At 65.9% G+C, this 19,428-nt stretch carries 21 protein-coding genes; 10 read left to right on the plus strand and 11 right to left on the minus strand.

The window, feature by feature from the left end; all coding sequences use genetic code 11:
* Window positions 1-164: 164 nt before the first annotated feature.
* The 7 genes from AC1DZY_RS01315 to AC1DZY_RS01345 form a co-directional block, all read right to left on the minus strand.
* Window positions 165-902: an ABC transporter ATP-binding protein gene (locus AC1DZY_RS01315; RefSeq protein WP_476818251.1), complete on the minus strand. Its 738-nt coding sequence runs from the start codon at window positions 900-902 to the stop codon at window positions 165-167.
* 10 nt (window positions 903-912) lie between these two features.
* Window positions 913-1,674, minus strand: coding sequence for an ABC transporter ATP-binding protein (locus tag AC1DZY_RS01320; protein ID WP_476818252.1), 762 nt, complete (start codon window positions 1,672-1,674; stop codon window positions 913-915).
* Window positions 1,674-2,636 (minus strand): branched-chain amino acid ABC transporter permease, encoded by a 963-nt coding sequence (locus AC1DZY_RS01325; protein ID WP_476818775.1) that lies wholly within the window; start codon window positions 2,634-2,636, stop codon window positions 1,674-1,676. Before AC1DZY_RS01325 ends, AC1DZY_RS01320 begins: the two co-directional genes overlap by 1 nt.
* Before the next feature lie 56 nt (window positions 2,637-2,692).
* Window positions 2,693-3,571: a branched-chain amino acid ABC transporter permease gene (locus tag AC1DZY_RS01330; RefSeq protein ID WP_476818253.1), complete on the minus strand. Its 879-nt coding sequence runs from the start codon at window positions 3,569-3,571 to the stop codon at window positions 2,693-2,695.
* Between the two features lie 177 nt (window positions 3,572-3,748).
* The gene (locus tag AC1DZY_RS01335) at window positions 3,749-4,885 is read right to left on the minus strand and encodes an ABC transporter substrate-binding protein (protein ID WP_476818254.1); all 1,137 of its coding nucleotides are present in this window, start codon (window positions 4,883-4,885) and stop codon (window positions 3,749-3,751) included.
* Window positions 4,886-4,950: 65 nt separating this feature from the next.
* Window positions 4,951-5,835 carry a shikimate dehydrogenase gene (locus tag AC1DZY_RS01340; protein WP_476818255.1) on the minus strand — a complete coding sequence of 295 codons (885 nt, stop codon included), beginning with the start codon at window positions 5,833-5,835 and terminating at the stop codon, window positions 4,951-4,953.
* A 102-nt stretch (window positions 5,836-5,937) separates the two neighbouring features.
* Entirely contained in the window at window positions 5,938-6,879 is a 942-nt protein-coding gene (locus AC1DZY_RS01345; RefSeq protein ID WP_476818256.1) for a LysR family transcriptional regulator, read from the minus strand.
* A gap of 103 nt (window positions 6,880-6,982) precedes the next feature.
* Here AC1DZY_RS01345 and AC1DZY_RS01350 point away from each other — a divergent pair, with 103 nt between their 5' ends.
* Entirely contained in the window at window positions 6,983-7,417 is a 435-nt protein-coding gene (locus tag AC1DZY_RS01350) for a YybH family protein (RefSeq protein ID WP_476818257.1), read from the plus strand.
* 10 nt (window positions 7,418-7,427) lie between these two features.
* Here the strand turns inward: AC1DZY_RS01350 and AC1DZY_RS01355 are convergent, their stop codons facing one another.
* Complete coding sequence (locus AC1DZY_RS01355; RefSeq protein WP_476818258.1) at window positions 7,428-8,093, minus strand: GntR family transcriptional regulator; 666 nt, start codon at window positions 8,091-8,093, stop codon at window positions 7,428-7,430.
* Window positions 8,090-9,547 (minus strand): flagellar biosynthesis protein FlgA, encoded by a 1,458-nt coding sequence (locus AC1DZY_RS01360; RefSeq protein WP_476818259.1) that lies wholly within the window; start codon window positions 9,545-9,547, stop codon window positions 8,090-8,092. Before AC1DZY_RS01360 ends, AC1DZY_RS01355 begins: the two co-directional genes overlap by 4 nt.
* A 159-nt stretch (window positions 9,548-9,706) precedes the next feature.
* On the opposite strand from AC1DZY_RS01360, the gene AC1DZY_RS01365 reads away from it, so the two are divergent.
* The 7 genes from AC1DZY_RS01365 (at window position 9,707) to AC1DZY_RS01395 (ending at window position 15,588) form a co-directional block, all read left to right on the plus strand.
* Window positions 9,707-10,744 carry a 4-hydroxythreonine-4-phosphate dehydrogenase PdxA gene (locus AC1DZY_RS01365; protein WP_476818260.1) on the plus strand — a complete coding sequence of 346 codons (1,038 nt, stop codon included), beginning with the start codon at window positions 9,707-9,709 and terminating at the stop codon, window positions 10,742-10,744.
* A 73-nt stretch (window positions 10,745-10,817) separates the two neighbouring features.
* A complete protein-coding gene (locus AC1DZY_RS01370) occupies window positions 10,818-11,813 on the plus strand; it encodes a Bug family tripartite tricarboxylate transporter substrate binding protein (RefSeq protein ID WP_476818261.1) in 996 nt (331 codons plus the stop codon).
* A 163-nt stretch (window positions 11,814-11,976) separates the two neighbouring features.
* Window positions 11,977-12,465: a tripartite tricarboxylate transporter TctB family protein gene (locus AC1DZY_RS01375; RefSeq protein ID WP_476818262.1), complete on the plus strand. Its 489-nt coding sequence runs from the start codon at window positions 11,977-11,979 to the stop codon at window positions 12,463-12,465.
* A 30-nt stretch (window positions 12,466-12,495) separates the two neighbouring features.
* Window positions 12,496-14,013, plus strand: a complete 1,518-nt coding sequence (locus AC1DZY_RS01380; RefSeq protein WP_476818263.1) for a tripartite tricarboxylate transporter permease — start codon at window positions 12,496-12,498, stop codon at window positions 14,011-14,013.
* 79 nt (window positions 14,014-14,092) lie between these two features.
* Window positions 14,093-14,314 carry an antitoxin MazE-like protein gene (locus AC1DZY_RS01385; RefSeq protein ID WP_476818264.1) on the plus strand — a complete coding sequence of 74 codons (222 nt, stop codon included), beginning with the start codon at window positions 14,093-14,095 and terminating at the stop codon, window positions 14,312-14,314.
* On the plus strand, window positions 14,308-14,640 hold the full coding sequence (locus AC1DZY_RS01390; protein WP_476818265.1) for a type II toxin-antitoxin system PemK/MazF family toxin: 333 nt from the start codon (window positions 14,308-14,310) through the stop codon (window positions 14,638-14,640). Before AC1DZY_RS01385 ends, AC1DZY_RS01390 begins: the two co-directional genes overlap by 7 nt.
* Window positions 14,641-14,670: 30 nt before the next feature.
* Entirely contained in the window at window positions 14,671-15,588 is a 918-nt protein-coding gene (locus AC1DZY_RS01395; RefSeq protein WP_476818266.1) for a dihydrodipicolinate synthase family protein, read from the plus strand.
* Window positions 15,589-15,613: 25 nt separating this feature from the next.
* Here AC1DZY_RS01395 and AC1DZY_RS01400 read toward each other — a convergent pair whose 3' ends face one another.
* Together AC1DZY_RS01400 and AC1DZY_RS01405 are read right to left on the minus strand one after the other, a co-directional pair.
* Entirely contained in the window at window positions 15,614-15,748 is a 135-nt protein-coding gene (locus AC1DZY_RS01400; protein WP_476818267.1) for a hypothetical protein, read from the minus strand.
* Between the two features lie 72 nt (window positions 15,749-15,820).
* Entirely contained in the window at window positions 15,821-16,174 is a 354-nt protein-coding gene (locus AC1DZY_RS01405; RefSeq protein WP_476818268.1) for a VOC family protein, read from the minus strand.
* A 197-nt stretch (window positions 16,175-16,371) separates the two neighbouring features.
* On the opposite strand from AC1DZY_RS01405, the gene AC1DZY_RS01410 reads away from it, so the two are divergent.
* Window positions 16,372-17,127 carry a fumarylacetoacetate hydrolase family protein gene (locus AC1DZY_RS01410; protein ID WP_476818269.1) on the plus strand — a complete coding sequence of 252 codons (756 nt, stop codon included), beginning with the start codon at window positions 16,372-16,374 and terminating at the stop codon, window positions 17,125-17,127.
* A gap of 116 nt (window positions 17,128-17,243) precedes the next feature.
* Window positions 17,244-19,256 carry an autotransporter assembly complex protein TamA gene (locus tag AC1DZY_RS01415; protein WP_476818270.1) on the plus strand — a complete coding sequence of 671 codons (2,013 nt, stop codon included), beginning with the start codon at window positions 17,244-17,246 and terminating at the stop codon, window positions 19,254-19,256.
* Window positions 19,257-19,428: the final 172 nt, after the last annotated feature.

Consider the following 19,428-nt stretch of genomic DNA (forward strand, 5'->3'; position numbering starts at 1 on the left):
AGCGCGACGCACCCCCTCTCCCCTTGCGGGAGAGGGCTGGGGTGAGGGGTCGGGCTGCGCTTTCCGACAACAGCGGAGAGGGCGGCGCGACCCCTCATCCGTCACGGCTTCGCCGTGCCACCTTCTCCCGCAAGGGGGGAAGGGAAGAGGCGTCGCGCCACTCATCACGCCGCCTCCGTCAGCGCGCCGCCCAAAAAGAGCTGCGCAACGCGCGGGTCGTTGAGGATGGTCGCCGCCGGGCCCTGCATCCGGGTCTGTCCGAGTTCGAGCACGAGGCCCTCGTCGGAAATCTCCAGCGCCGAGCGCGCGTTCTGCTCGATCATCAGGATCGTCACGCCCTTCGAACGAAGCTCCATCAATATGCCGAACGTCTCCTGCACCAGCATCGGCGACAGGCCGATCGAGGGCTCGTCGATCAGCACGAGCTTGGGGTCGAGCAGCAGCCCGCGCACGATTTCGAGCTGCTTCTGCTGGCCGCCCGAGAGCGTGGACGCCTGCACATCGGCCTTCGCCCGCAGCGCCGGAAAACGGTCGAGCGCCGCCTCCAGCCGCCTGGGCATGTCGGTGATGTGGCTTCCTGCCGCGACCGCTCCGAGCTCGATGTTGTGGCGCACCGAGAGCTCGGGGAAGATGTTGCGGCCCTGCGGCACATAGCAGATGCCGGCCTCCAGCAGCTTGCGCTGCGACCAGTTGGTGATGTCCTGGCCTTCGAGCCGGATATGGCCCTCTCGGACCTTGAGCAGGCCGAAGATCGCCTTGAAGACCGTCGATTTGCCCGCGCCGTTGGGGCCGATGACGGTCGTGATCGCGGCGCGCGGCACTTTGAACGTGGTGCCGTTCAGGATGGTCATGGCGCCGTAGCCGCCGACCACGCCGTCGAGTTCGAGGATGGGGGTTGTCATCGCCGGCTCCTCAATGCCCCAGATAAGCTTCGATCACGGCCGGGTTGGCCCTGACTTCTGCAGGCGTGCCCTGCGCCAGCACCTTGCCTTCGGCGAGCACCACGACCCGCGAGCACAGGCTCATCACGAAATCCATGTTATGCTCGATCACGACGAAGGTCGCGCCCTGTTCGGCGTTGATGGCGCGAAGCCGCTCCTTCAGGTCGCCGAGCATGGTCAGGTTCACTCCGCCGGCCGGCTCGTCGAGCAGAACGAGGCGTGGCCCGGCCATGAAGGCCATCGCGGCATCGAGCAGCTTCTGCTGGCCGTAGGAGAGGCCGCCCGCCTTGGCCTCGATCAGATGGCCGAGCTTGAAGAAGGCGATCATCTGGTCGGCCTTCTCCGACAGGCCGGCATCGCGCGCACCGAAGAAGCGCGACAGCATCGTCCCCTCGTGCTCCTGGCCCGCGAGGATCAGGTTCTCGCGCACGGTCAGCTCCGGGAAGACCTGCAGGAGCTGGAAGGTACGGCTGACGCCGCGCCGGTTGAGCTCGGACGGGCGCAGGTTCGTGACATCCTGCCCGTCTAGCTTGACCGAGCCCTCGGTCGGTTCGAGCTGGCCTAGGATGCAGTTGAACAGGGTGGACTTGCCGCAGCCATTGGGGCCGATGATGCCCAAAATCTCGCCCTCGTTGACCGAGAAGGAGACGCCGTTCACGGCCTTGATGCCCCCAAAAGCCTTATGGAGATTGGTGACTTCCAGAACCTTGCCGCCTTGCGAGGGATTGCCCATCAGCGCGAGACCTTCTTCCCGGTGAGCCTGGCGTAAGCCCGCTCCAGAAGCCCGCTCACCCCCTGCGGACAGGCGATCAGCAGCAGCATGACGATCGCGGCGAAGATGATCAGGTAGAGCGAGCCGGCAAAGCGCAGCCATTCCGGCAGCACGACGCCGAGCAGCGCGCCGACAAAGGGGCCGAGCAGGTAGCCCGAGCCGCCCGCCACCACCATCAGCAGCAGGAAGAAGCTCTGCGACAGCGAGAAGGGGGAGGGGTCGATGAACTCGACCAGCGGCGCGTAGAGAGCGCCGGCAAAGCCTGCATAGGCCGAGCCGATCGCGAAGGCCAGCAGCGTGTACATCCGCGTGTCGATGCCGAGACTCGCGGCCCGGATCGGGTTTTCGCGCAACGCCGTGAAGGCGCGGCCCCATGGGCTACGGATCATCCACCACAGGATGACGGCGAGGATGAAGGTGATGACGACGACGAAGCGATGGAATTCGAGCGCGCCGAACAGCTTGATGCCGAGGAAATCCGGCCGGTTGATGTTGGAGATGCCGAAGACGCCACCCGTCAGCCATTGCTCGTTGCGGAAGATCAGCCAGATCAGGGTCGAGAAGGCGAGCGTCACGAAGGCGAGGTAATGCGCCTTCACACGCAGCGCCGGGAAGCCGAGCACGAGCCCGACCGCGAAGGCCAGAAGCCCCGACAGCGCAAAGGCGGCATACCAGGAGACGCCGTATTTCGTCGTCAGGATCGCGGTCGTGTAGGCGCCGATCCCCATGAAGGCGGCCTGGGCCAGCGACTTCAGCCCGGCATAGCCCAGCGTCAGGTTCAGCCCCATCACGGCGACGCTCATGACGAGCCAGAGCGAGAGCACATAGGTGCCGTAGCGGCCCATGCCAGCCGGCGCGAACCAGAGGATGACGGCGCCGAGCACGAGTGTGACAAGGATGCCGTCGACGGTGCCCCCGAGCATGGGCAGCTTCGCGAGGCGTGCCTGCTCGGGCAGCGAGCCGCGGGTTGCTGGCGCGGTCATACGCGGCGCTCCTCTTTGCGGCCCATCAGGCCCTCGGGCTTGACGAGGATGATGATGACAAGCAGCACCAGCGGCACCGCCAGCCGGTATTGCGACGAGATGTAGGCAGCGGCCATGCTGTCGACGATGCCGACGACCAGCCCGCCGACGAGCGCGCCGCGAACCTGATTGAAGCCGCCGACGATCGCCGCGATGAAGGCGAACAGGCCGATGACTTCGCCATTCGAGAACTTCGCCAGATAGATCGGCGAGATCAGCACGGACGCGACGATGGCCAGCCCCGCGTTGATGACGAAGGTCAGCAGCACCATGCGTTCGACCGGGATGCCGAGAATCCGCGCGACCGTCGGGTTCTGCGCCGTCGCCTGCATCTGACGGCCGAGGCGGGTGCCGCCGACGAACCATTGCAGCAGGAAGATCACCGCAAACGCGACCGCGATGATCGCCAGATGCTGCAGCGAGACCGAGGCGCCGAAGACGGAGATCGTCTGCGACGGCACGAAGGACGGGAAATTCTGCGCCTCGGCCGAGAAGCCGTCCTTGGCGCCTTCCTTCATGATGATCGACAGCGCCATGGTGGCGATGGCGAGCGGCAGGACGCCGTGCCGGATCATCGGATCGACCACGGCCAGCTTGAAGCCGACGCCGAAGATCAGGATGAAGGCGGCGATGCCGACGAGCGCTCCCAGCCAGATCGGCGCGCCCAGCAGCTTGATCGCGAGCAGGACGAGCACGGCCGGCAGCATCACGAACTCGCCCTGGGCGAAGTTGATCGTCTGCGAGGTCTGCCAGACCAGCGTGAAGCCGATGGCGGCGACCGCATAGATCGCGCCCGTGGCGATGCCGGCGATGAGATAGGCGACGAATTCGGCCATGGCTTTGTCTCGCTCGGTTGGAGAGCGCCGTTGTCAATTTTGCCGTGTCATCCCGGCCGTAGCGGCCTTTGGCCGCGCAGAGCCGGGATCCATTCCGGAACAGTTCAGGAATGGATCCCGGGTCTCCCTTCGGTCGCCCGGGATGACGGCGCTTCCTTTTGTCGAAAGCCTAGAAACCTACGGCTTGATCTTCGGCAGGGTCGCGGTGATCACCTGCTTGCCGTCCTTGACCTCGGCCAGAAAGCTCTCGCGGTCGAGGTCGCCGTTCTGCTCGATCGTGGTGTCCATCAGGATCCCCGGCTCGTCGGAGACCTTGATCGTCGCGCCGCGCAGCGTGTCGGCGAGGCCCTTCTTGTCGAACTTCTTCTGCTTCTCGGTCGCCCACTTCACCATATAGACGGCCATGTAGCCCTTCAGGCCGTTATGGTCGGACGCGTAGTTGAACTTCGCCTGGAACTTCTTGCCGAACTCCTGGAAGGCCGGGATCGGCGCGTCGATCGACAGGCCGACATGGCCCTTGACTCCGTTGGCGGCGTCGCCCGCGAGCGAGATCACCTTGGCGCCGAGCAGCGTCGTCTCGCCGACCATCGGCTTGGTGACGCCCTGCTGCTTGGCTGCGGTCAGGAAGCGCGCGCTCTCCTCCTCGTTCAGATAGACGAAGACGGCGTCTGCATTGGCGTTCTTGACCTTGATCGCGTCTGCCGCGAAATCGGCCTGGCCCTGCTCGGTTGCGACATCGGCGACGACCTTGATGCCGGCCTTCTGCAGTTCGGGCAGGATCGCGTCGCGGCCGCCCTTGCCGAAGTCGTTGTTGACCCAGACGACCGCGACCGAGCCGGCCTTGACGGTGTCCTTGAGGTATTTCGCGATCTTGGGCATCGCCGCCGTCTGGCTGAGCGAGGTGCGGAAGATGTAGTTGTTGCCCTGCAGGGTGAAGCCGGCCGCCTCGCCGCCGACGATCTGGGCGATCTCGGCGCGCTGGGCGATCTGCATCGAAGCCGCGATCGGGCCGGAGAAGACCGGGCCGAGCACGGCATAGGTGCCCTCGTCGATGGCGCGCTGCACTGCGGCGCGGGTGTTTCCCGGGTTGGTCTGCGTGTCGTAGTGGACGATCTCGATCTGCTTGCCGAGAATGCCGCCCTTGGCGTTGATGTCGGCGACGGCGAGGTCGATGCCGTTCTTGAAGTTGGTGCCGGCGGTCGCGCCCGCGCCCGACAACTCGACGACGTCGATGAGCTTGACCTTGTCCTGCGCCAGTGCGGGCAGGCTGAAGGCCGCCGTGACGGCGGCTGCGATGATCCATTGGGTCTTCATGATGTCGTCTCCTCCAGAGAGCGGGTTTCTGTTTTGTGGTGCGCCCGGTTTCGCCGGGTCGTTGGTCAGGCGGCTCGGTGGCTATGCTCCTGCGCCGCCAGAGTCTGGTCGAAGGCCTCCGCGATCGCGCTGTGCGACGGCGCAACGCCGGTGAAAAGCGCAAAGGCGTCGATGGCCTGGTGGATCGAAAGTTCGCGCCCGGTCATCACGGTCGCGCCGGCCTTCTGCGCGTCTTTCAGCAGCGGTGTCCAGAGCGGGTGATAGACGGCGTCGGCGACCCATTGCGACGCCCTGATCAGGCCGGCGGGAACAGGCGTGTCGCGGTTGGGCAGCATGCCGACCGGGCTGCCGTTGACGATGCCGGCGACGTCCGCGACCGCTGCCGCCACTGTTGTGGCGATCTCGACCGTGGCGCGGTCTCGAAGCTGGGCCGCCAGGGCCTCGCATCTCGCCCTGTCAGGGTCGAACAGCCTGAGTTTGGTCACGCCGCAGGAGGCGAGCGCAAAGCCGATCGCCTTGCCGACGCCGCCCGCGCCGATGATCGCGACCGGCGCATCGCCATCGGTGCGTTTGAGCGCGCGGTAGGCGGTGGCGAAGCCGGTCGCATCGGTGTTGTGGCCGGTGAGGACGCCGTCGCGCACGACCACGGTGTTGACCGCGCCCATCGCGGCCGCATCGGGCGACAGCGCGTCGAGCAGCGCGACGACGGCTTCCTTGTAGGGAAAGGTGACGTTGACGCCGGAAAACCCGAGCCGGCGGATGCCGTCGAGCATCGCGGCGAGGTCGTCGCGCCTGGCGCTCGCGATCTCGATCAGATGGTAATGGAGAGCAAGGCCGGCAGCCCGTGCCGCCGCCTCATGCATCGCCGGGGCTGCGGAATGGGCGATCGGCGAGCCGATCAGGCCCAGCAGCACCCGTTTCGTCCGGTTGGCTATGGCAAAAGCCGGCATATCCATCCCCGTTTCGGCTCGCCTGTCATGTCAGCAGGCGTTGCCGGGCGTCACCTAAGCCGATTTGGCGGCCTAACGCGATAACCAATCTGTCGTGATTACCTAACCTGATGTTATTTTCTGGCGCAGCCTTGCGGCCGCCGTCGCGCGCGGCGTCACCACCGCATGCATCTCCTCGCGCAGCAGGCCGACAAAGGCTTCGGCATAAAGCGAGAGCGCTTTGTCGTTCTTGATCGCGACATAGGTCTGGAACTGCGTCGGCTCGGCGATCGGGATCGCGACGATGCCCTGCATCGAGCCATGCGCCACGGTGAACTGGTCGATGATCGCAATACCGAGATTGGCGCGCACCAGCGAGCACACTGTGGTGCCGAAGCGCGCCTTGATGATCAGATCGTAGCCCAGCTTCTGCTGGCTGAAGATCTCGGCCATGACCCGGCCATAAGGGTCGTTGGGGTCGATCCCGATCAGCGGGTGGCGCACGATCTCGGCTGCCGAGATCCTCTGCCGGCTCGCGAGCTCATGCCCTTCCGGCACGATGCAGAGCAGTTCTCCCATGCATAGCGGCAGGAAATCGATGCCCGGATGGTCGAGCTTGTAGCTCATCGCGGCGATCTCCCCCTTGCCGAGCAGGAGATAGTCGAGCGCCTCCTCGATCTTGAGGATGTTGATGTCGAGCCGGAGGTCGGGATGCTTGCGCCGGAGCTTCTCGATCGCGCGCGGCACCATCACATGGCAGATGCTGGGCACCGAGCCGATGCGCAGTTCGATGCCGCCGCCGCGCTCGATGCGGGCCAGCGTATAGTGCAGATCGTCGACCTTTTTGTAGACGCCGTTGATCTGCTCGAAGATGTCGTTGGCCTCAGGCGTCGGCACATAGCGGCCGTGCCGGCGCTCGAACAGCTTGAGCCTGAGCGTCCGCTCGGTGTGCTTCATCAGCCGGCTGATGCCGGGCGCCGAAACATTGAGAAGCTTCGCCGCGCCGCTGATCGTTCCGGTGATCATGATGGCGCGGATCACCTCGATCTGGCGCAGCGTCAGCATGATCGGCGGGTTCCTCGGGGCGTTCTTTTGCTGGCAGCGGAGGCGAGGCGCGCTAGGCTGTCAAGCCAGCGACAGAATGAACATGCGTCCGATGGAGATGACGATGGTACCCGACGAAGCCTTCCCGGCCGCGCTGGCGCAGCTGCGCACCGCGCTCGTCCATGTCGCCAATGGCGATATCGGCCCGATCAAGGCGCTCTATTCCCATAGCGGCGACGCGACCAGCTTCTATGGCTGGGGCGGCTACGAGAAGGGCTGGGACGAGGTCTCGCGGCGCTGGGACTGGGCCGGCGAGCAGTTCAAGGGCGGCACCGTCAGCCATGAGAACGTCACGACGGTGGTCGGGGCCGACCTCGCCTACACTACGGACATCGAGACATTCGACGTCAAAATGGCCGGCATGGATTCAGCCACGCAATGGTCGAACCGCGTGACGCATGTCTTTCGCTTCGAGGAGGGCGGCTGGCGCCTGATCCACCGCCACGCCAACCGGCTCGAAGGTCAGTACGAGCCTGCCAAGCGGCTGGCCGCGCGCTAGAGCGACGGTCTCAGAGCACGTCGTGGACGCGCAGCCTGGTCGAATCCATATGCCGGCCGATGACCTCCTGCAGCGCCTCTGAATCGCGCTTCAGCAGGGCCGCAATCATTTCCTCATGCTCGGCGACCGCGCCGGCCCATTTCACCGGCCCCTCATTGCCGATGAAGCGCAGCCGCTTGATCCGGGCCTGCAGCGTCTCGTGCATCTCCGTCAGCACGGCGTTGCCGGATGCGGCGACGATGGCTGAGTGGATCGCCTGGTTGAGCTTGAAATATTCGAGCCGGTTCTTCGTCGCGTAGAGCGCCATCATCTGCTTGTGCAGGCCGTGGATCGCCGCGATCGTTGCGTCGCTCGCGAGTTCGCAGGCCATGCGGCCGCCGAGCTGCTCAAGCGTCTTCAGCACCTGCAGGATCTGGCCGAGGTCGCCGGCGCTGAACTTGCGCACGATCGCGCCCTTGGCCGGCAGAATCTCGACCAGCCCCTCGCTCGCCAGCGTCTTGATCGCTTCGCGCAGCGGCGTGCGGGAGACGCCGAGCTGGCCGCCGACGAGACCCTCGTTGATACGCTGGCCGGGCTGCAGCCTGCCCTCGATGATCATGTCGCGCAGGCGCTCCAGCACCTCGTCATGCAGGGTGCGGCGCAGGATGCGCGGATACTCGGCCAAAGCCTCGCTCATGATGTCGCCAGCGCTCCCCGATGCAGGCCGTTTACGGCATGGGCTCCCGACGCTGTCAAATGGGTCTCGCCGGCAAAAAGCGCGTCCTGACGCCCTCTCATCGCCAGCAGGCCGGAGCCCTGATCGATCGCGATATCGCCCAGGCGGATCGCCTCGCCGGCCTTGACCGGGCGGACCAGCTTGTGGTCGGCGACGAGATAGAACGGGGCAGGGCGGTCGTCCGCCAGCGCGGCGGCAGGTCGAATTTCCGCGCCGACGCCGGCGATGCTGTGGTGATGCCCGCCCATGGTCAGCACCGTGCCGGCAGCAAGGTCGCGCCCGGCGACGGCGACGAGGTCCTGACGCGGCCTGTAATCCTCGCCATAGCCGGAGCGCCCAAGTCCCGCCGCATCGAGAATCGAGGTCGCGACTTCGACGCCGAGCAGGTGGCGCGGCAGATACATCATCGCGGTCTTGGCCGAACGGCTGACGACATGGCCCTTGCCGGCCAGCATCTCCCAGGTCTCGGCGTTCTCGCATGGGATCACGATGAAAACGCCGCCGGCGAAACTCGCTTCCTCGGCCAACCGCAAATGGTGGAATACGTCGATCCGGCGCGTGCCCGAAAGCAGTCCGCCCTGTGACTTCTGCGAGAACAGGTCGGCGATTTCGGGGATGCGCGCCGGCGGTGCATGGAAGCCCGCGGTATCGGCGGCGAGGTCGGTCGCGTTGGCGACGAGCGTCATCTCGCAGAGGTCGGGCACTGCACGCAACGGGAAAGCCTGGCCCAGAATGCGCGCCCGCTCGGCGGCGGTCGCGACGATGGAGCGGCTGCCCGGCAGCCAGTGGTCGCGCAACTCCGGCAGCGATTTCGTCACGCCGTTGCAGGCGACCGAGCCGGTCGCGGCGTCCAGGACGAAATCATACTCGCTCGATTTTCCCGCCGCGATGATCTCCAGTCCGAGCACCTCGGCCCATGTCACGAGCCCGATCAGGAGGCTCGGCTGGTCGCCATCGACCGGCGTGACCACGACGCCCTTCTGCTGCGCGAGGAGCGCAAGGCCTGGCCCGACGACGCTGTCGGCCTCCTTCGAGACCAGCGCGACGTGGCGGCCGGCCTCGATCGCCATCAGGGCGTGGCGCGTCGCGGCCTCCGGTCCGCCGGTGGCCTCGACGAGCATGTCGAAGGGCAGGTCGATCACGCTTTCCAGCCGGCCTGCCGCGACATGGCGCCCAGTGGCCCACGCGGCGCGCGCCTCGGCCGCCGTTTCGCACAAGGCGATCTCACGCCGGTCGATTCCGGCCGCCGCGAAGGCCCGCCCTGCGGCGTCCGCCGTCATGTCGACGGCGATGCGGGCATTCACCAGCGCGATGCGGCGAGCCTGATCGAGATAGCTGCGGCCGAAGCCGCCGCTGCCGACGAGGCAAGTTTCGACCGGCTTGGCGATGCTGGCGTAATGCGCGTGAAAGTTCATGGGCAGCCTCCCTGGCGCGGCGCTGTCGCCCGGCAAGCCGGCGCGCGCCTTTCGACGGCAAGACTACAGCAATCGAATTATGCTGCATACAGCATACTTGATGGCGAGAGAGCGCCGTGCTAGCGAAGGCAGCAACAAGACAAGACTGGAGGATGTCCGATGACCAGCCCTGCGAACGGCCCGCTGCCGGTGATCGCGGTCGCGATGGGCGACCCCTCGGGCATCAGCCCCGAGTTGCTGGCCCGCCTCCTGATCGAAGCCGATCTGCGCCACGCCGCGCGCTATGTCGTCTTCGGCGACAAGCGCCTGCTCGACATGGGCGCGGCCGACGGCAAGGCCGATCCCGATGTCCGCGTTGTCAGCGAGCGCGACGCGGTTCCCTCGGATGGCGACAAGCCGGTCTTCGTCGATCTCGCCAACCATGATCCAGCCGATCTGCAGCGCGGCGTCGCGACGCTGGCCGGCGGCAAGGCCGCGACCGACAATTTCCGCCGCGCCCTGCGTTTTGCCGCCTCCGGCAAGGCCGATGCGGTGTTCTTCACGCCCTTCAACAAGGCGGCGATGCGCTTTGCCTATCCGGGCTATGACGACGAGATCCGCTTCGTCCGCGACGCGATCTCCTTCGAGGGGCCAGCCAGCGAGTTCAACGTTCTCGACAGGCTGTGGAACTGCCGGGTGACCTCGCACATCCCGCTTTCGGAAGTGGCGCGGAACATCACGCAGGAGCGCATCCTGCGGGCCCTGACGCTGGCCGACGCCAATCTGCGCGCCGCCGGTTTCGCGCCGCCGCGCATCGCGGTCGCCGGGATCAATCCCCATGCCGGCGACGGCGGCAATTTCGGCCGCGACGAGATCGAGACGATCGAGCCGGCGGTGAAGGCCGCCAAGGCGCAGGGCTTTACGGTCGAGGGGCCGTTTCCGTCCGACACGGTGTTCCTGCGCGCGAAAAACGGCGACTTCGACGCGGTGCTGACGATGTATCACGATCAGGGTCAGATCGCGATGAAGCTGATCGGCTTCGATCGCGGCGTGACCCTGATCGGCGGCTTCCCGTTCCCGATCTGCACGCCGGCCCATGGCACGGCCTATGAGATCGCCGGCAAGGGCATCGCCAATCTCGGCGCCAGCCGCGCCGCGCTCCAGCTCGCCATCAAGATGGCGCAGGACGGAAAGGTGAGGGCGAAAGCCGCAGCCTGACCTCACGACCCTTCACGAGGGCCGCCGCTATAGAGTGGCCTCGCAACAACACAGCATCAGGGAGAAACACAAAATGAAGACCTTCAGCATTTCTGCCGCGCTCGCAGGGGCTTTCGCGCTCACCGGCATCAGTGCAGCGCAGGCCTGGGAGCCAACCAAGCCGATCGAGTTCGTGGTCACGTCAGGCGCCGGCGGCGGCACCGACAATTTCGCCCGCGTCGTCCAGTCGATCATCACGAAGTACAAGCTGACCGAACAGCCGATCGTCGTCGTCAACAAGGGCGGCGGCTCGGGCGCCGAAGGCTATGTCTACGGCAAGGGCGGCAAGGGCGATCCCAACCGCGTCATCTTCGGCACCAACAACGCCTATCTGCTGCCTTACGTCGCCAAGCTCGGTTACAAATTCTCCGACCTGACCCCGGTCGCTTCGCTGGCGCTCGACGAGTTCCTGCTCTGGGTCAACGGCGATTCCCCCTACAAGGATGCCAAGAGCTATCTCGACGCCGTCAAGGCCAAGCCGATGGGCTTCAAGATGGGCGGCAGCCAGTCCAAGGACACCGACCAGACGCTGACCGCGATGATCCAGGACGCGGCCGGCGTGAAATGGATCTACGTGCCGTTCCAGGGCGGCGCGGCGGCGGCGGTGCAGCTTGCCGGCGGCCACATCGACTCCAACGTCAACAACCCCAACGAGAATATCGGCCAGTGGAAGGCCGGTCAGGTCAGGCCGCTGTGCGTGTTCTCGCCGGTGCGCCTGCCCAAGAGCGAGCCGGTCTTCGAGGGCAAGGGCTGGGGCGACATCCCGACCTGCAAGGAGGCCGGCGTTCCGCTCGAGACCTTCCAGATGCCGCGCACCGTCTGGCTGCCCTCCGAGGTGCCGGCCGACGCCGTGAGCTATTACGAAGGCCTTCTGGAAAAGGTGAGCAAGACGCCGGAATGGCAGGACTTCGTCGTGCGTACGGCACAGACCGGCCGCTTCCTGAAGGGCAAGGACCTCGCCGATTTCGTCGCCAAGGACGATGCCGCCAGCAAGAAGGTCTTCGAGAACGAAGGCTGGGTCGCGAAGTAATCCCCGAAACACCGCCGTCATTCCGGACAAGCCGCGCAGCGGCGCCGATCCGGAATCCATCGTAACGCACAACAGCGCCTTATGATGGATTCCGGGTCTCCGCTGCGCTACGCCCGGAATGACGGCGCGTTATGCAACGTTACATGAGCGAGGACACCGCCTCATGATCAACCGCTTCTGGGCCGAGATAGCGACTGCGTTGGCGACGCTCGTTTTCGGGCTCGTCATCGTCAAGGGCGCGCTCGAATTCGGCATAGGCTGGGATTCGTCGGGGCCGCAGCCCGGCGCCTTCCCGTTCTATATCGGCGCGCTTGTCGCGCTGGCGAGCTGCGGGACGATTGTCCAGACGCTCGGTCGGAAGGTCGCCGGCAGCGCGGCGCTGAGCGAGGATTTCCTCGACGGCGAGCGGGCGAAACGCGTCGCCTCCTTCCTGTTGCCGATGGTCGTTTTCGTCGTGCTGAGCGTGACGCTCGGCATGTACCTGGCGACGATCCTCTATCTCGTCTTCACGATGCGCTTCCAGGGCCACTATGGCTGGTTCCAGACGTTGGTGACCGCCTTCGCCACGGCTGCGTTCTTCTACTTTTCGCTCGAGAAATTCTTCCAGATCGGCCTGCTCAAGGGGCCGGTCGAAGCCTTCATCGGCCTTTGATCGGCGCGACGAAGAAAATGGTGCGCCTGCATGGATAACGTCGCCAACCTGATGCATGGTTTTTCGGTCGCGCTGACCACGCATCATCTCCTGCTGATGATGGCGGGCGTGCTGCTCGGCGTGCTCGTCGGCGTGCTGCCGGGGCTGGGCGCGCCCAACGGCGTCTCGCTGCTGTTGCCGCTGACCTTCTCGATGGACCCGGTCTCGGCGATCATCCTTTTGACCTCGCTCTATTGGGGCGCGCTCTTCGGCGGCTCGACCACCTCGATCCTGTTCAACATTCCCGGCGAACCGTCTTCCGTCGCCACGACCTTCGACGGTCACCCCATGGCCAAACAGGGCAAGGCGACCGAGGCGCTCTCCTTCGCCTTCCTCTCGGCCGGATTCGGCGCGCTGGCGGGCGTCATTCTGATCACGCTGCTCTCGGGCTGGGTCGCGAAATTCGCGCTGAAATTCTCGTCGCCCGAGTATTTCGCGGTCTATTTCATGACCTTCGCCAGTTTCATCGGGCTTGGCGGCTCGTCGCCGCTGAAGACGGTCGTCTCGATGGGCATCGGCTTCACGCTCGCTGCCGTGGGCATGGATTCGATCTCCGGCAATGTCCGGCTGACCTATGATTTCGACGTGCTGCTCGCCGGCGTCAGCTTCCTGATCGCGGTGATCGGCCTGTTCGGCATCGGCGAACTGCTCCTGACCATGGAGGAGGGGCTGAAGTTCGAGGGCGTCGCCGCCAAGGTGCGCATCCGCGACGTGCTGACGACCGCCGCCAAGCTGCCGCGCTATTGGGTCGCGCTGCTGCGCTCCTCGCTGATCGGCATCTGGATGGGCATCACGCCCGGCGGGCCGACGGCTGCCTCCTTCATGAGCTACGCCATGGCCAAGCGCTCCTCGCGCAACCCCGACAAGTTCGGCAAGGGCGAGCCGGAGGGCGTGATCGCGCCAGAGACCGCCGACCACGCCGCAGGGTCGGCCGCAATGCTGCCGATGCTGGCGCTGGGTATTCCGGGCTCCGCGACGGCTGCCGTGATGATGGGCGGCCTGATGATCTGGGGCCTGAACCCCGGCCCGACACTGTTCACCGACCGGCCGGATTTCGTCTGGGGCCTGATCGCCTCGATGTATCTCGGCAATGTCGTCGCCGTCGTCGTCGTGCTGGCGACGGTTCCCCTGTTCGCCTCGATCCTGCGCATACCCTTCTCGATCATCGGGCCGATCATCGTGGTGATCTGCTTCATCGGCGCCTACACCGCCGCGAGCAAGGAATTCGACATCTGGCTCGCGCTGGTCTTCGGTCTCGTCGGCTACGTCTTCAAGAAGCTCGACTACCCGATCGCGCCGCTGGTGCTCGCCATGGTCATCGGCGACAAGGCCGAGGACGCCTTCCGCCAGTCGATGATCTTCAGCCAGGGCTCGCTCAGGATCTTCTGGTCCAACGCGCTCGTCGCGACGCTGATGACGATCGGCCTCGTGCTGCTCTTCATGCCGCTCGTCGGCGGTACGATCCGTCGGCTGCGGGGCCGTTCCGTCGCAGGATCGGCCGAGAGTTGAGACCTCGCATCATGACGCCGCGCCTTGCTCCGGAAATCGTAACGCGTTACGCTGAGATGACGAATTCGGAGACGATGTCATGGCGGCGGTTGCAGACCGGATGCGCGATATGCGCCGGCGACGGCGCGAGCAGGGCCTGCGCGAGGTGCGGTTGCTCGTGCCGGACATGCGCTCTGCCGAGGTCCGGGAGCGCATCGCCCGCCAATCCGCCGCGCTCGATCCTGCCGACGAAGCCGAAGCACTGGCCTGGATCGAATCCGTTTCCGAATTCGACAATCCCGATCCTTCTCAAGAATGGTGAAACGCGGCGATGTCGTCATCGTCGCCGCGTCCGGCGACTACAGCAAACCGAGGCCTGCCGTCGTCATTCAGTCCGATGGCATGCCGCAGAGTCATCCATCAGTCGTCGTTTGCCAGATGACCACGACGTTGAGCGCAGCACCGGACTTCCGCATCACGCTCGAACCGACTCTCGCAAATGGGCTGCGCGCGAGGTGTCAGATCATGGCTGACAAGCCGATTACCGTGAAGGCCGAACGCATTGCGCGCTCGGTCGGTCGGGTGACGGCGGACGAGATGTCGCGGCTCGACCGCATGCTCGCTGCAGTTCTCGGCTTCGCCGACTGATCGCTCCGGTTCCACGAAGGACGTAATCCCATGACCGAACCCTACGAGGGCATCCTGCCGATCGCGCCGACGATCTTCCACGAGAACGGCGACCTCGACATCGCGGGCAACCGGCGCGTCATGGACCTGATGGTCGATCAGGGCGTCGACGGCATCTGCATCCTGGCGAATTTCTCCGAGCAGTTCCTGCTCACCGACGCCGAGCGCAACCAGGTGATGCGGCTCTCGCTGGAGCAGGTCGCTGGCCGCGTGCCGGTCATCGTCACGACCTCGCATTTCTCGACCCGCATCGCCTCGCAGCGCGCCAAGGCCGCAGCCGATGCGGGCGCGAAGATGCTGATGATGATGCCGCCCTATCACGGTGCGCTGCTCAAGGCCGATGAGCAGGGCATGATCGAGCATTTCAAGGCCGTCACCGAAGCCTGCGGCTTGCCCGTCATCCTGCAGGATGCGCCGCTTTCGGGCGTGACGCTGACCGTGCCCTTCATGGTGCGCCTCGCGAAAGAGGTGCCGCTCGTCTCCTATTTCAAGATCGAGGTGCCGGGCACGGCAAACAAGCTGCGCGCGCTGATCGAAGCTGGCGGCAGTGCGGTCGCCGGTCCGTTCGACGGCGAGGAGGCGATCACGCTGATGGCAGACCTCGATGCGGGTGCGACCGGAACGATGACATCGGCGATGATCCCGGACCTGATCAAGCCGATCCTGACCGCGCATGCCGCCGGCGATCGCAAGATGGCCGCCGCGCTCTACCGCGACGTGCTGCCGATCATCAATTTCGAGAACCGCCAATGCGGCCTGCGTTCGGCCAAGGCGGTGATGAAGGAAGGCGGTGTGATCAAATCGGAGGCCGTGCGCCATCCGCTGACGCCGCTGCACCCTGAGACCCGCAAGGGCCTGATCGAACTGGCGCGCGAGCTGGACCCGCTGGCGCTGCGCTGGGGGAAGTGAGGCAGGGCCGCTGCTGACGAGGCGGTCAGTACGACCCGATACCGCCCGACGGTGGCGGCAGGTTGCCGCGCCGGCCCTTGGTGAGTTCATCCGGGCTCACGCGAAACGCTTCGCAGAGCCAGGTGAGGTAGGCCATCATGAACTCCGCGATGACACGCATCGGTAGCCTCCATGTCCAAGGCTGAAATCCTATCACGAAAACCCCGGTCTTGCTGGTCTTTGAACGCGCGGTTCAGCCCTTCGACCATACCGCCAGCTCATAGCCGTCGGGGTCGGCGAAATGGAATCGCCGGCCGCCCGGGAAGTCGAAGACCGGCTTGACGATCCGCCCGCCCGCCGCCTCGATCGCGGCCTGCGTAGCGGCGAGATCGTCGGCATAGAGGATCACCAGCGGCCCGCCGGGATTGGGTTTGCCTTGCGTGGTGAAGCCGCCTTCGAGCCGGCCGTCGGCGAAGGCGCAATACTCCGGGCCATAATCGGTCATCGTCCAGCCGAAGGCGGCGGCATAGAAATCCCGTGCCCGGCCGAGCTCGGCGACGTTGAACTCGATATAGTCGATGCGCTGGTCATTGGCTGACGCGCTCATGGGCTTTTCCTCCTGTTGGCCTGCTTATGGCGGTATGTCTGAAAACGCTGTCAGGGCGTGGCAGGACGCCGATGCCGCGATGCGGGTTGTCGCAAACCCTCCGGCTGCTGTAGCAACTTGGCAAGCGCATCCGCCTCGCAGCAAGGGCAGGGGCGCTTCGACGGGCCAGGCTGACACGCCGACAGGGATGAAACGCAATGCCGACGACCACCGAGACCCTGCGCGACGCACTCAGCGCCGCCCGCCGCGACAAGAGCCTGCTGCCGCTCGCGGACCAGCCCGTGCCGGCGTCGCTTGCCGATGGATTTGCCGCGCAGGCCGCTGTCGCAAAGTTGGCGGGGCTGGCGGAAGCCGGCTGGAAGGTCGCCATCGCCGAGGACGGCACGCCGGTCGCAGGGCTGATGCCCGGGCCATGGCTGGCATCCGGCGATGTCTATGAAGGCGCGATCGGTGCGGAACTGCGCGTCGAGATCGAGCTCGCGCTCAGGCTCGGCAGCGATGTGCCGCTGCGGCCGGAGCAGCCCTATACCCGCGCCGAACTGCTCGGCCATTGCGACAAGGCCTGGCTCGGCATCGAGATCGTCGAGAGCCGGCTGGCCGACTGGGCCGGCAATGTCGCCTTTCCGCTCTGGCTTGCCGACGCCATGGGCCATGGCGGCTATGTCCTCGGGCCGGAACTCGACATCAGGACGCTCGACGATGTCAGCGGCCTCGGCTGCTTCATCTCGCTCAACGGCGTGACGATTTACGACAAGCCGGCCGTGCACGCCAACGGCGATCCGATGACGCCATTCCTCGCCTGGGCGAACCGCAAGAACGAGTTCATGGGCGGGCTGCGCGCCGGTCAGGTCGTCACCACGGGCAGCCTTTGTGGCGGCGTTCTCTCGCCTGGCAAGGGCGAGATCGTGACGAAGCTGACGCCGCTGGGCACAGTATCTCTGACGCTGCGTTAGGTATTGCGCGGGCGGTTCGCTCGATCTTTCCAAGATCATCTGGAAATATCCGATCATCTTGGGAACACAGTCTGGACTTATTCGTTCGCGTTCCGGTGGCGTCGTTTGGAGGGTGGATGCGGTTGTGGCGGAGGGTGACCCGCAGGCTTGCGGGCGGAGGCGTCTGCGCTTTCGCCGCGATGCTTGGTGGGCAAACCGTGCCGGCCGAGGCCTTCGATCTGTCGTCGCTCGACGTCTTCGGCCTGTTCGGATCGAAGGAGCAGCCGCCGGCTGCAAGCGCCTCCGCCTTGCCCTACCAGCTCAGCTTCGACCTTGGTGACGCCGCCGACGCCAAGGCGCTGACGCGGACGCTGCAGGACGCCTCGCTGCTGTATCGCCTGCGCCAGGACGCGCCGCCGGATGGCGAGACGCTGGCGCGCCGCATGGCGGCGGATCTCAACCCGCTGGTCGACGCGCTCTGGTCGCAGGGTTATTTCAACGCCGAGGTCGTAGTCGCTGTCGATGAGGTCTCGCTCAAGCTGGGCGTCGAACCCGGCGCTGCCCTGGTGCGCGCGGCCGAATCCCATCGCAACCGCGAGCCGGTTCCCATCACGGTGCGCGTCCAGCCCGGTCCGGTCTTCGGCCTGCGCGGCGTCGCGGTCGTCGAGCGCGGGGCGGGCGCCGGCGGAGCGATCGTCGATCCCGCCCGGGTCTCGCGGCTGAAGCCCGGCGATCCCGCGACCTCCGCCTCGCTGCGCGCCGCGCAGGCCGCCTTGGTCGACCATCTGCGCAATCAGTCGCGGCCGCTCGCCAAGGTCGTCGAACTGCGCCCGGTCGTCGATCACGCGGCGCAGACCATGGATGTGACCTATGTCGTCGAACCCGGCCCCCATGCGGGCTTCGGCGATGTCACGATCGGCGACAGCGGCGATGTTCCGCAAGCCGTGGTGCGCTCCTTCATCTACCTCGAGCCGGGCGACCCCTATTCGCCCAAGGCGCTGGCCGATACGCGCAAGTCGATCGCCACGATCCCTGCCATCGGTTCGGTCCGAATCCGCGAGGGCGACAGGCTCGATGCCGCCGGAAACCTGCCGATCTTCCTCGATGTGACCGAACGTCCGAAGCGGTTGATCGGCTTTTCCGCCCGCTATTCGACCATCGATGGCCCGGCGGTGAAGACCTATTGGGAGCACCGCAACCTGTTTGGCGGGGCCGAGCGCCTGCGGCTGGAAGGCGATGTCTTCCTCGCGCCGCGCATCGACGGCACCAAGATCACGACCTTCGACGATTTCGAGCGCTCCGATCTCGGCGGGCGCTTCGCCGTGAGCTTTCTCAAGCCAGCCTTGTGGGGCACGCGCTATGACTGGCTGGTCGATGGAACCGGCGCCCGCGAGCGCGTCGGCACGAACCGTTATGGCGGCTACACCGCGCGCTACGCCAACGTCACCACGGCGCTGCGCCGGCGCTTCACCGACACCTTCTCGGTTCAGGCCGGCATCGAGGTCGAGCGCGGCCAGACCAGCGATGTTCTCGGCCAGGTCGACTACACGCTTGTCGGCATTCCGCTCTCGGTGAAATACGATTCGACCGACAGCCTGCTCGACGCGACGCGCGGCATCCGCGCCACCGCTTCGGTCACGCCCTATCCGAGCTTGCTCGGTTCGACCGTCAACATCGTGCAGTCCAAGGCGGCGCTCTCGGCCTATTACGCGCTCGACGAGGATGCGCGCTATGTGCTGGCGGGGCGCCTCGGCCTGGGCTCGATCGCCGGCGAGAGCCTGGCCGACATCCCGGCGACGCGGCGCTTCTATGCCGGTGGCGGCGGTTCGGTGCGCGGCTATGCCTATCGATCGCTGTCGCCGCTCGGCCCGCTCGGACGTCTGACCGGCGGCCGCAGCCTGTTCGAGGGCTCGGTCGAGGCCCGTATCAAGGTCACCGACACGATCGGCGTCGTGCCTTTCTTCGATGCCGGCACGGCTTTCGAATCGAGCCTGCCGAACTTCAAGGAGACGCTGCAGATGTCGGCCGGGCTCGGCCTGCGCTATTATACGCCGATCGGCCCGATCCGGCTCGATGTCGCCGCGCCTCTCAACCCGCGCAAGGGCGACAAGCCGGTCGCGGTCTATATCAGCATCGGGCAGGCCTTCTGATGCGGCGTGTTTTCAAAGTCTTCGGCCTCCAAATATCAGCCCTCATCCTGAGGAGCGCTTCGCAGAAGCGCGTCTCGAAGGATGCTCCAGTGCGCTCTGGAGCCTCCTTCGAGACGCAGCCTGCGGCTGCTCCTCAGGATGAGGGCTGTGGTGTAGGCCGCCGTTTCCATCT

The organism is Allobosea sp. P2_A10, from assembly GCF_056405115.1.